The organism is Pseudoalteromonas sp. UBA6610, from assembly GCF_002433295.1.
Taxonomy (GTDB): domain Bacteria; phylum Pseudomonadota; class Gammaproteobacteria; order Enterobacterales; family Alteromonadaceae; genus Pseudoalteromonas; species Pseudoalteromonas atlantica.
Window position 1 is genome coordinate 1 of sequence record NZ_DJHW01000003.1, and the last position, 11,713, is coordinate 11,713.

10 protein-coding genes are annotated in these 11,713 nt (G+C 42.8%); all 10 read left to right on the top strand.

Annotated features, from left to right (window positions below; translation table 11 throughout):
• The first annotated feature begins 126 nt into the window (after positions 1–126).
• The 10 genes from rpsU (at position 127) to purD (ending at position 11,547) form a co-directional block, all read left to right on the top strand.
• Positions 127–342 carry a 30S ribosomal protein S21 gene (rpsU, locus tag B4F91_RS00595; RefSeq protein WP_002957797.1) on the top strand — a complete coding sequence of 72 codons (216 nt, stop codon included), beginning with the start codon at positions 127–129 and terminating at the stop codon, positions 340–342.
• Positions 343–362: 20 nt separating this feature from the next.
• A complete protein-coding gene (locus B4F91_RS00600; protein ID WP_004588626.1) occupies positions 363–809 on the top strand; it encodes a GatB/YqeY domain-containing protein in 447 nt (148 codons plus the stop codon).
• 372 nt (positions 810–1,181) lie between these two features.
• Positions 1,182–2,933, top strand: coding sequence for a DNA primase (gene dnaG, locus B4F91_RS00605; RefSeq protein ID WP_004588627.1), 1,752 nt, complete (start codon positions 1,182–1,184; stop codon positions 2,931–2,933).
• Between the two features lie 124 nt (positions 2,934–3,057).
• A complete protein-coding gene (rpoD, locus tag B4F91_RS00610) occupies positions 3,058–4,905 on the top strand; it encodes an RNA polymerase sigma factor RpoD (RefSeq protein ID WP_004588628.1) in 1,848 nt (615 codons plus the stop codon).
• 66 nt (positions 4,906–4,971) lie between these two features.
• Positions 4,972–5,853, top strand: a complete 882-nt coding sequence (prmA, locus tag B4F91_RS00615; protein WP_004588629.1) for a 50S ribosomal protein L11 methyltransferase — start codon at positions 4,972–4,974, stop codon at positions 5,851–5,853.
• Between the two features lie 282 nt (positions 5,854–6,135).
• Positions 6,136–7,107 carry a tRNA dihydrouridine synthase DusB gene (gene dusB, locus B4F91_RS00620; RefSeq protein WP_286938874.1) on the top strand — a complete coding sequence of 324 codons (972 nt, stop codon included), beginning with the start codon at positions 6,136–6,138 and terminating at the stop codon, positions 7,105–7,107.
• A gap of 19 nt (positions 7,108–7,126) precedes the next feature.
• The gene (gene fis, locus B4F91_RS00625) at positions 7,127–7,417 is read left to right on the top strand and encodes a DNA-binding transcriptional regulator Fis (RefSeq protein WP_002957804.1); all 291 of its coding nucleotides are present in this window, start codon (positions 7,127–7,129) and stop codon (positions 7,415–7,417) included.
• Between the two features lie 324 nt (positions 7,418–7,741).
• Positions 7,742–9,328, top strand: coding sequence for a bifunctional phosphoribosylaminoimidazolecarboxamide formyltransferase/IMP cyclohydrolase (gene purH / locus B4F91_RS00630; RefSeq protein ID WP_004588631.1), 1,587 nt, complete (start codon positions 7,742–7,744; stop codon positions 9,326–9,328).
• A 97-nt stretch (positions 9,329–9,425) separates the two neighbouring features.
• Positions 9,426–10,247, top strand: coding sequence for a class I SAM-dependent methyltransferase (locus B4F91_RS00635; protein WP_024031417.1), 822 nt, complete (start codon positions 9,426–9,428; stop codon positions 10,245–10,247).
• A gap of 16 nt (positions 10,248–10,263) precedes the next feature.
• Positions 10,264–11,547 carry a phosphoribosylamine--glycine ligase gene (purD, locus tag B4F91_RS00640; RefSeq protein WP_286938866.1) on the top strand — a complete coding sequence of 428 codons (1,284 nt, stop codon included), beginning with the start codon at positions 10,264–10,266 and terminating at the stop codon, positions 11,545–11,547.
• Positions 11,548–11,713: the final 166 nt, after the last annotated feature.

Genomic DNA, 11,713 nt, shown 5'->3' on the forward strand with positions numbered 1-11,713 from the left:
TTTCTGTTAATATTATCCTTTACATGTGGTGTTGCTTCGGATTACAATACCGCACCATTTTTGAACCACTTGATCAATGTTTGATCAACTTGAGCAACGCTCATAATTTAGGTAGGTGAATTTTTAATGCCAGTAATTAAAGTAAGAGAGAACGAACCGTTTGACGTAGCACTTCGTCGCTTCAAGCGTTCATGTGAAAAAGCAGGTATCCTTTCAGAAGTTCGTCGTCGCGAGCACTATGAAAAGCCAACAGCTGAGCGTAAGCGTAAAAAAGCTGCAGCGGTTAAGCGTCACATGAAGAAGCTTTCTCGCGATAACGCACGTCGCGTTAAATTATACTAATAGTATTAGGTCTTGTATAAATGAGCCTTTTAATAACGCTAAAAGATGCGCAAAAAGATGCGATGAGAGCGAAAGACAAACAACGTCTTAACCCTATTCGCATGGTGCTTGCCGCAATCAAGCAACGTGAGATTGACGAGCAAATAACACTAGACGACGCAGGTATTACCTCCGTTATAGTGAAGCTTGTTAAACAACGTCGTGATTCTTACACTCAGTACAAAGATGCTGGGCGTGAAGATTTAGCCGAAATTGAAGCCAATGAGATCGCAGCACTAGAAACTTTTTTACCTCAACAATTGAGTGAAGAAGAAATAGTTGCCCTTATTGATGCGGCTATTGCTGATACTAATGCAGCAGGTATGCAAGACATGGGTAAAGTAATGGGCATAATCAAAAGCAAAGCCGAAGGACGTGCCGATATGGGCAAGCTTTCTGGTTTAATTAAGCAACGATTAACAGCCTAATACTCCCACATACACAAAGTATGATTAAAGCAAACCGAGCCTAGTGCTCGGTTTCTTCGTTTAAGTAGACAAACAAAACGCTTTTAAGTAATGCTCGTGCATGTAATTAAGTGATTTATTGTGTAGCTACAAAAGCACATCGAAGGCTAGGTAAAATGGGTTATTTAGGGCTATCACTTACTGCGCCTGCACTGCTCTACCTTCAACATTCTAGCTTTGCACGCTGTTAGCGTCAGGTTTAGCACCTAAAAATGATTAAGTATTATTGCCCATGGATATAATGTAGCTTTTTAGCTTACCAATAGCCCTTTTATAAATGCGCGCATTGTGTTGAAATTACACCTCACCAATTGTTAGGACTACTTACAAAACATGGCTGGAAAGATCCCACGAAATTTTATTGACGATTTACTCGCCAGAACAGATATTGTAGAGCTAATAGACTCTAAAGTTGGTCTTAAAAAAGCAGGTAAAGACTACCAAGCTTGCTGCCCTTTCCATAACGAAAAATCTCCCTCGTTTACTGTTTCTCAAGATAAACAGTTTTACCACTGCTTTGGCTGTGGTGCTAATGGCAACGCTATTTCGTTTGTTATGGAATACGACAAGCTTGAATTTGTTGATGCCATAGAAGAGCTCGCAAGCCTTTTAAATTTAGACGTACCTCGCGAGAAAGGTACTAGCTCAGCACCTGAGCGCACAGCAGCGCAAAAGCGCTCAGATTACGATTTAATGTTACACACAGCACGCTTTTACCAGCATCAATTAAAGCACCACAGTAACTCTGCTGCGGTGATTGATTATGTAAAAGGGCGTGGTTTAAGTGGCGAAACCGTTAAAAAGTTTATGATTGGTTATGCGCCGAGCGAATGGGAAGCGCTGTGCCAACAACTTGGCCGAACAAAAGAGCAAAAAGAACAGCTGGTCGAGCTTAAGCTCGCCTCAGAAAAAACACCAGGTAGGCAGTTTGATTTTTTCCGCGATCGGTTAATGTTCCCTATTCGTGATAAACGTGGCCGTGTTATCGCCTTTGGCGGACGTGTAATGCAAGCCGACCAAGGGCCAAAATACCTCAACTCACCAGAGACCCGCATTTTTCATAAAGGTTTTGAGCTATATGGCCTTTATGAGGCAAAACAAGCACATAAAAAGCTTGAACATGTACTCATTGTAGAAGGTTACATGGATGTAGTTGCACTTGCAGAGCAAGGTATTGAATATGCCGTAGCTGCGCTTGGTACCGCAACCACAAGCGAGCATATGCATACGCTATTTAGAACCACCGACAAAGTTATTTGTTGTTACGATGGCGACAGAGCGGGCCGCGACGCTGCATGGCGAGCACTAGAAAATGCCCTGCCCTACTTAAACGATGGCAAAGCATTACACTTTGTATTTTTACCTGACGGCGAAGACCCTGATTCACTGGTTCAGCAAGAAGGTAAAACACAGTTTGAGCAACGCTTAAGCCAAGCAGATGATTTTACCAAAGTGTTATTTAATAAGCTTAGCCAAGAAGTAGACCTAACACTCGACTCAGGCAAAGCTAAGCTGTTGAGTGCCGCTTTGCCGTTGATTGAAAAAATTCCGAGTGAATTTTACCAAGAAAATATTTTAGAGCAGTTAGGACGATTAATTGGCCGTACGCGTGAGCAACTAAATAGCCGCTTAAAAACACCAAAGCAACAACACGCTGTTGAGCGAAAATTTAAAATTACCCCAATGCGCCAAGCTATTGGTATTTTAATTCAGCACCCACAGTTAGCTAAAAGTGTGCCCCATTTGCCTGAATTGGCGCAAATGAACATAGCAGGCATTGGTTTGCTACTGCGTTTACAAGAGCGCGCACTGCAAAAAGACAATGCGAACACAGCGGTTTTACTCGAATCATTTAGAGATTCCGAGGATTACGAACCACTAGTAAAGCTTGCCACATGGCAGCACCAAATTAGTGATGAGCGTTTAGAGACTGTTTTTCAAAATACTTTTAAATTTATTGAAGATCAGTGTTTAAATTATCGACTAGAGACCCTATTAATAAAGGACAAGACACAGGGCTTATCAAGTGATGAAAAACTAGAATGTCATTTACTTATGACAGCGCTAAAAGCGAGTAACAGCTAGTCAGACTTGATTTAAACTGTTATACTGTGCTATTCACTGCGTCACATTATTAAAGTTAGTTAAAAGGCTAACTCTATGATGACGCCTGTTGTATCAACTTATCAGAGTGGAAGAAACAATCTCTATGGATCCAACTCCTCAGTCACAATTAAAACTTCTGATTCAAAAAGGTAAAGAGCAAGGCTATTTAACTTTTGCTGAAGTAAATGATCACCTTCCACAAGACATAATCGACTCAGATCAAGTAGAAGATATCATTAGCATGATTAATGACATGGGTATCAAGGTTAGCGAAAACGCGCCTGATGCTGATGAATTAATGATGCAAGAAACCACGACAGACGAAGACGCAGCAGAAGCTGCTGCTGCAGCCCTTGCAACTGTAGAAAAAGAAATTGGCCGTACAACTGACCCAGTGCGCATGTATATGCGTGAAATGGGTACTGTTGAACTTCTTACACGTGAAGGCGAAATTGTAATCGCTAAGCGTATTGAAGAAGGTATCAACCAGGTACAAATTTCTGTTGCCGAATACCCTGAAGCGATTACTTACCTACTTGAACAGTGGGATAAGTTTGAAGCAGAAGAAATGCGCTTAAGCGACATTATTTCAGGCTTTTTCGACCCTAACGAAGACGAAGCGCAAATCTCAGCAACTCACATTGGCTCTGAATTAAGTGAAGAACAACTTGATGAAGACGATAATGAAGATGACAAAGACAGCGATGACGATGAAGACGAAGAAGAAGTAGATACAGGCCCAGATCCAGAAGAAGCCCGTATTCACTTTGAAAACTTACGTGATTTATACGTTAAAGCTCGCGCTACCTTTGATGAAAAAGGGCGTTCGCACCCAGATTCTCAAGCCGCTATTTTTGAAATTGGCGAGCTTTTCAGAACCTTTAAATTAGTACCAAAACAGTTTGATCGCATGGTTAACAACATGCGTGAAATGATGGATAGAGTGCGTATTCAAGAACGCCTTATCATGAAACAAGCGGTACAAATTGCTAAGCTACCTAAGAAAACGTTTATTAAGCACTTTGCTAATAACGAAACTGACTCAGCGTGGCTAGACCTAGAAATAAATGCTAACGAAAAACACTCAGCTAAACTTGAAGAAGTGAAGCCTGAAATTATTCGTTGCATCCAAAAGCTATGTGTAATTGAAGAAAGCACAGGCTTAAGCATTGAGCGTATTAAAGACATTAACCGTCGTATGAGCATTGGTGAAGCAAAAGCGCGCCGTGCGAAAAAAGAAATGGTTGAAGCTAACTTACGTCTTGTAATCTCAATTGCTAAAAAATACACAAACCGTGGTTTACAGTTCTTAGATTTAATCCAAGAAGGTAACATTGGCTTGATGAAAGCGGTAGATAAGTTTGAATACCGCCGTGGTTATAAGTTCTCGACTTATGCTACGTGGTGGATTCGCCAAGCGATTACCCGCTCAATTGCTGACCAAGCAAGAACAATCCGTATTCCAGTACATATGATAGAAACGATTAATAAACTTAACCGTATCTCTCGTCAAATGTTACAAGAAATGGGTCGTGAGCCAAATCCTGAAGAATTAGCAGAACGCATGATGATGCCTGAGGATAAAATCCGTAAGGTACTTAAAATTGCCAAAGAGCCAATTTCGATGGAAACACCAATCGGTGATGATGAAGATTCGCACTTAGGTGACTTTATCGAAGATACCACTATTGATTCGCCAATCGACTCGGCAACAATGGAATCTCTTCGTGGCGCAACAAACGACGTGCTAGCAGGCCTTACAGCCCGTGAAGCTAAAGTACTTCGTATGCGCTTTGGTATTGATATGAATACCGACCACACCTTAGAAGAAGTAGGTAAACAGTTTGACGTAACACGTGAGCGTATTCGTCAAATAGAAGCGAAAGCACTGCGTAAATTGCGCCACCCTTCTCGCTCTGATTTACTAAAAAGCTTTTTAGACGCTAAATAATTTAGCGCTTCATATAAACTAAAAAGGCCGCTGTAGCGGCCTTTTTTCTATTTAAAGGAAACAACCATGGCTTGGATCCAAATCCGTATCAATGCCAATGCTGCTACCGCAGATGCAGTGAGTGACTTATTAATGGAAGCAGGCAGCGCCTCTGTTACTTTTATTGACGCTAAAGACACGCCTATTTATGAGCCTAAAATTGGCACCGTAGAGTTTTGGGCCGATACCACTGTAATTGGTCTATTTGAAGCCAATCATGATATGAACGCGGTAATTGCATTACTTAAGCGTCATGATGAAATTAAAGACACACTGGTATACAAAATTGAGCAACTAGAAGATAAAGACTGGGAACGTGAGTGGATGGATAACTTTCACCCAATCCAGTTCGGCGAAAAACTGTGGATCTGCCCAAGCTGGCGCGACATTCCAGACCCAGATGCAGTTAATGTACTGCTCGACCCAGGCCTTGCGTTTGGTACGGGTACACATGCAACAACGGCATTGTGCCTTAAATGGTTAGAAAGCCAAGATTTAACCGGCAAAACGGTAGTTGATTTTGGTTGTGGATCGGGCATTTTAGGTATCGCAGCCATAAAACTTGGCGCAGAGCGCATGATAGGTATTGATATTGACCCGCAAGCACTAGAAGCAAGCTTAGATAACGCACAACGTAATGGCGTAGCCGATAAGCTTGAGGTATACCTACCAGAAAACCAACCTGAGTTTAGTGCTGATATTGTAGTAGCTAATATTTTAGCGCAGCCGCTGCGTGAGCTTCACAGTGTAATTTTGGGATTACTTAAACCGGGTGGCAAAATTGCTATGTCGGGTATATTAGAAGAGCAAGCCCAATCGGTTGCCGATATTTACGCACCGTTTATTGAGCTTGACGATATTGCACTAGAGGGTGATTGGACCCGTGTAAGCGGTACAAAAAATAGCTAACCACATACATTTATAAATTTAGAGTTTTAACTCAAAACTTGCATGTAAAGCCTGTATTTAACAGGCTTTACTATTTTTTTACAGTTAGAAAATTAGCACGCATAATTTCACAAAATTATTTTTTGTTTAAATTTCAAACAAATCGACCCACTTGTCATGCGGTTATCAAAAGTCAATACGAAAAGGGCAAAAAAAAGTCACTTTTGTTCAATTTATAGCCTTTGATTTTTCCTAAAAAAACCGTAAACTTAGCGCCCCTTGAAAAGAGGCCTATTGAATACAGTGCGTATCGGTACATACCAACTTGAGAACAATGTAATAGTCGCGCCAATGGCAGGTATTACAGACAGACCATTTAGACAGCTTTGCCGCCGCTTAGGCGCAGGCTTGGCCGTGTCTGAAATGTTATCGTCAAACCCGAAGGTTTGGAAAACTGAAAAATCGATGAACCGTATGGATCACAGCGGTGAGTCGGGTATACGCGCGGTGCAAATTGCAGGAGCTGATCCTGAGCTTATGGCGCAGGCCGCACAATTCAATGTTGCTAACGGTGCACAGATCATAGATATCAATATGGGGTGCCCAGCAAAAAAAGTGAACAAGAAACTCGCAGGCTCTGCATTATTACAGTTTCCTGAACTTGTGGAAGAGATAGTTGATGCAGTGGTTAACGCTGTTGATATCCCGGTCACACTTAAAATCCGCACAGGATGGGATCAGGACAACCGTAATGGTGTAGAGATTGCGAGAATAGCTGAGCGTCATGGTATTGCGTCACTTGCTGTACATGGGCGTACACGCGCATGTATGTACAAAGGTGAAGCAGAATATGCCACGATTAGGGATATAAAACGCTCAGTGTCGATACCTGTGGTTGCTAATGGTGATATTACATCTCCAGAAAAAGCAAAGCAGGTTTTGGACTATACGGGTGCAGATGCCATCATGATTGGCCGAGCCGCCCAAGGTCGCCCTTGGATATTTAGGGAGATAGACCACTATTTGCGAACTGGAGAACACTTACCACCACCTGCTATTTCAGAGGTGCGAAGTATTTTAATGGAGCATTTAGATAACCTCCATGCGTTTTACGGCGAGCCAATGGGAGCGCGAATCGCTCGCAAACATGTATCTTGGTATTTGCAAACCCATGACAGTGACGGTCAGTTTAGGCGAGTATTTAATGCGCTCGACAACCCACAAGCACAGGTTGACGCATTAACGCAATACTTTAAAACACTAGCAGCTAACTAAGAAAGAAAGAGATTAAATAATGTTCGAACAAAACGTGACTTCTCCATTTATCACAAACCCTCATGTTCAGTCACACGAGAAACCGCAGCCATTGCGTGATGCAGTAAAAAAAGCTGTTCACCACTATTTAAAGCAGCTTAACGGTCAAGATGTGCAAGACGTTTACGACCTTGTTCTTTCAGAGCTAGAAGCGCCATTACTTGAAGAAGTAATGACATACACACGTGGTAACCAAACTCGTGCGGCAATTTTACTAGGTATCAACCGTGGTACTTTACGTAAAAAGCTTAAAAAATACGGCATGAACTAATACCAATTATATTGAAATCGTAAGCATGCTAACGAACTAAACAAGCCCATAACGGCGTTAAAAATTTCTTATGTAGAATAACTACACTGTAAAATTTTTGCCTTGTTATAGACTTGTTTTCCTATCGTTATAACTGCTTACTAATCAAATACAATTGGTATCATGCAAAAAAGCACCTTAGGGTGCTTTTTTTATGCGCACAATTTAGTAGAGATGTTGCAAAATGCTCACGCTTATTGGCGCTTTATAAGTCGTTTTTTGAGTAGTAATCAGTTAAAATGCCCGCTTCTAAGCTAGCTCATTAACTGAGGAAATTAAACTACAATGGATACTCATCGTCCTATTCGTCGCGCACTATTAAGTGTGTCTGATAAAACCGGTATTGTTGAATTTGCCCGCGCACTAGAAGCGCAAGGTGTAGATATTTTATCAACTGGCGGTACCTGCAAACTCCTTGCTGATAACGGCATAAAAGTGACTGAAGTATCAGATCACACAGGTCATCCTGAAATCATGGATGGTCGCGTAAAAACCCTTCATCCTAAAATTCACGGCGGTATTTTAGCGCGTCGCGGACAAGATGAAAGCGTAATGGCAGATAACAACATCTCTGCTATCGATATTGTTGTAGTTAACTTATACCCCTTTGCGAATACTGTCGCTCAAGAAAACTGCAGCCTTGAAGATGCTATTGAAAACATTGATATTGGCGGACCTACCATGGTTCGTGCAGCCGCTAAAAACCACAAAGACGTAACCATCGTGGTAAACGCAAACGATTACGAGCGCGTTATTAGCGAAATGCAAAGCAACAATGGCTCAACAACGTACAAAACACGTTTTGATTTAGCCATTGCCGCGTATGAACACACAGCTCAGTACGATGGCATGATTGCTAACTACTTTGGTAAAATGGTACCTGATTACACTGAAGAGGCCGCTGAAGAGACTAAATTCCCACGCACTATCAATATGCAGTTCACTAAAAAGCAAGATATGCGTTACGGTGAAAACTCGCATCAAGATGCTGCTTTTTATGTTGAAAACAACGTAAGCGAAGCGTCTGTTGCAACAGCTACTCAGCTACAAGGTAAAGCCCTTTCGTTTAATAACATTGCAGATACCGACGCCGCACTTGAGTGTGTTAAAGAATTTGATGTACCTGCATGTGTTATTGTTAAACACGCAAACCCATGTGGCGTTTCAATTGGCGAAGATATTCTTAGTGCTTACGACCGCGCCTTTAAAACAGATCCAACCTCAGCGTTTGGTGGCATTATTGCCTTTAACCGCGAGCTTGACGCTGCAACAGCACAAGCCATTGTTGAGCGTCAATTTGTTGAAGTAATTATTGCCCCTAGCGTTTCAAGCGAAGCAGCAAAAATTGTTGAAGCTAAAAAGAACGTACGCTTATTAGCGTGTGGTCAATGGAGTGGCAAAGCAACTGGCCACGATATTAAACGCGTTAACGGCGGTGTTTTAGTACAAGACCGCGACCTAGGCATGGTTACCCAAGGTGATTTAAAAGTCGTATCTAAGCGCCAGCCTTCTGAGCAAGAACTTAAAGATTTACTATTTTGCTGGAAAGTGGCTAAGTTTGTTAAATCAAACGCGATTGTATATGCCCGCGACGGTATGACCATTGGCGTAGGCGCAGGCCAAATGAGCCGTGTTTACTCAGCTAAAATAGCGGGTATTAAAGCCGCTGATGAAAATCTAGAAGTACCTGGCTCTGTAATGGCATCAGATGCGTTTTTCCCATTCCGTGATGGTATAGACGCAGCCGCAGCCGCTGGTATTACTGCGGTTATTCAACCGGGTGGTTCAATGCGCGATGAAGAAGTCATCGCCGCCGCTGACGAAGCTGGCATGGCGATGGTATTTACCGGCATGCGCCACTTCCGCCACTAATCACACAAAGGGTTAAACACAACGTTTAGCCCTTTTTGTTTGCAATCAATTCACGTATTCTGGTTCAACACCTATTTAGAATGTTAAGGAACAAACGATGAAATTTGCACTAAAGTCACTACTTGTTGCCTCGCTTACGCTGACCTCAACAATGGCACTTAGCCATAACCATGAGTCAAGCCTTAGCCATGCAATTCAATCAAGCGAGCGTAGCGCTAAAAATAGCGCCCGCGATGAATACCGTCACCCTGAGCAAACACTGGCATTTTTTGGTTTTAAACCAACAATGACTGTGGTTGAAATTGCCCCAGGCGGTGGTTGGTACAGCGAAATTTTAGCCCCAGCACTTAAAGAGCAAGGCTTATATTACGCAGCGCATTTTCCGAGTGATTCATCGGTAGGTTACTACCAGCGCTCTTTAGCTGGCTTTAAGAAAAAAGTGGCCGAAGATGAGCGTTTTAGCAAAGTAAAAATTTCTGAGTTTGCCCCATTAACGCACACTGATATTGCCCCTGCCGGCACTGCCGACATGGTATTAACCTTTCGCAATGTACATAACTGGTACATGGGTAAAGACACTAAAGGCGCACTCAGTGCATTTAAGTCTTTTTATAAAGCGTTAAAACCCGGTGGCGTATTAGGTGTAGTTGAACATCGCTTAGATGAAAGCCGACCTGATGAGGATCAAAAATCAACCGGCTACATGAAGCAAAGTTACGTGGTCGATTTAGCTAAAAAAGCTGGATTTGAATTAGTTGCAAGCAGTGAGATTAACGCCAATCCAAAAGATACAGCCGATCACCCTAAAGGGGTGTGGACGCTACCACCTAGCTTACGCCTTGGCGAACAAGACGCTGATAAATACAAAGCTATTGGTGAAAGCGACCGTATGACGCTGAAATTTAAAAAACCGCTTTAAATAGGAATATTTCGCCATGAATGTATTAGTCATTGGCAGCGGCGGCCGCGAACACGCACTTGCGTTTAAGGCCGCTCAAAACACGAAAGTAAACACTGTATTTGTAGCACCGGGTAATGCCGGTACTGCACTTGAGCCAAAACTAGAAAACGTTGCAATTAACGTTGAAGACCTAGATGGCCTATTAAGCTTTGCACAACAAAACAATGTAGAACTTACGATTGTTGGCCCTGAAGTACCGCTTGTATTGGGCGTTGTAGATAAGTTCCGTGAACACGGTCTCGCTATTTTTGGTCCAACAGCCGGTGCAGCGCAGCTAGAAGGCTCTAAGTCGTTTACTAAAGACTTTTTAGCTCGCCATGCCATCCCAACTGCTGATTACCAAACGTTTGAACAAATTGACCCAGCCCTTGCTTATTTAAAAGAAAAAGGCGCGCCAATTGTAATAAAAGCTGACGGTCTAGCTGCTGGTAAAGGCGTTATTGTGGCAATGGATGAGCGCGAAGCTGAAGACGCTATTCGCGATATGCTTGCCGGTAATGCTTTTGGCGAGGCTGGCAGCCGCGTCGTGATCGAAGAGTTTTTAGAAGGCGAAGAAGCCTCTTTTATTGTTATGGTTGATGGTAAAAACATTTTGCCATTTGCAACAAGCCAAGATCATAAGCGTGCGTACAATGGCGATGAAGGTCCAAATACTGGCGGCATGGGCGCATACTCACCGGCACCTGTAGTAACCGACGAAATCCACCAGCGCATTATGAACGAAGTAATCGTTCCTACCGTTGAGGGTATGGCAAGCGAAGGTCATCCTTACACTGGCTTTTTATACGCAGGCTTAATGATAGATGCCCAGGGCACGCCTAAAGTAATTGAGTACAACTGTCGTTTTGGTGACCCTGAAACGCAACCAATGATGCTTCGTCTTAAATCAGACTTAGTTGAACTAGTTGAGGCGGCTAACCGCGAAGAACTTGATAAAACAACCATTGAGTTTGACCCGCGCGCAGCCGTAGGTGTTGTACTTGCCGCTAAAGGCTACCCAGGTGATTACCCTAAAGGTGATGCAATATCAGGCCTTAAAGTTAACTACCCTGCTGATGAAAAAGTATTTCATGCGGGTACTAAGCAAGATGGCGAAAACGTTGTCACCGCAGGTGGACGTGTATTATGTGCAACGGCACTCGGCAATACCGTTACCGAGGCACAGCAACGTGCATACGAGCTTGTAAAACAAATTAGCTGGGAAGGTATGGAGTACCGCACCGATATTGCTTACAGAGCGATTGCCCGAGAGCACTAGCCTGTAACTAAATTATTGGTTTAACTTAGGGCCTGTTTATCTTTCGAGGTTAAATTTGCAGCAGTGTGTTTGGTATTTAGGCAAGGCAGAGCCTATGTAGTCTGGTTATTCCCCATAAATAGGCGATAACGCAGTATAAATACCAAACACGCGCTGCACGAAGGTT

Excerpts from the sequence above, each read along its gene's own strand:
- rpsU (WP_002957797.1), top strand. The coding sequence starts at position 127 with ATGCCAGTAATTAAAGTAAGAGAGAACGAACCGTTTGACGTAGCACTT.
- B4F91_RS00600 (WP_004588626.1), top strand. The coding sequence starts at position 363 with ATGAGCCTTTTAATAACGCTAAAAGATGCGCAAAAAGATGCGATGAGA.
- dnaG (WP_004588627.1), top strand. The coding sequence starts at position 1,182 with ATGGCTGGAAAGATCCCACGAAATTTTATTGACGATTTACTCGCCAGA.
- rpoD (WP_004588628.1), top strand. The coding sequence starts at position 3,058 with ATGGATCCAACTCCTCAGTCACAATTAAAACTTCTGATTCAAAAAGGT.
- prmA (WP_004588629.1), top strand. The coding sequence starts at position 4,972 with ATGGCTTGGATCCAAATCCGTATCAATGCCAATGCTGCTACCGCAGAT.
- fis (WP_002957804.1), top strand. The coding sequence starts at position 7,127 with ATGTTCGAACAAAACGTGACTTCTCCATTTATCACAAACCCTCATGTT.
- purH (WP_004588631.1), top strand. The coding sequence starts at position 7,742 with ATGGATACTCATCGTCCTATTCGTCGCGCACTATTAAGTGTGTCTGAT.
- B4F91_RS00635 (WP_024031417.1), top strand. The coding sequence starts at position 9,426 with ATGAAATTTGCACTAAAGTCACTACTTGTTGCCTCGCTTACGCTGACC.
- purD (WP_286938866.1), top strand. The coding sequence starts at position 10,264 with ATGAATGTATTAGTCATTGGCAGCGGCGGCCGCGAACACGCACTTGCG.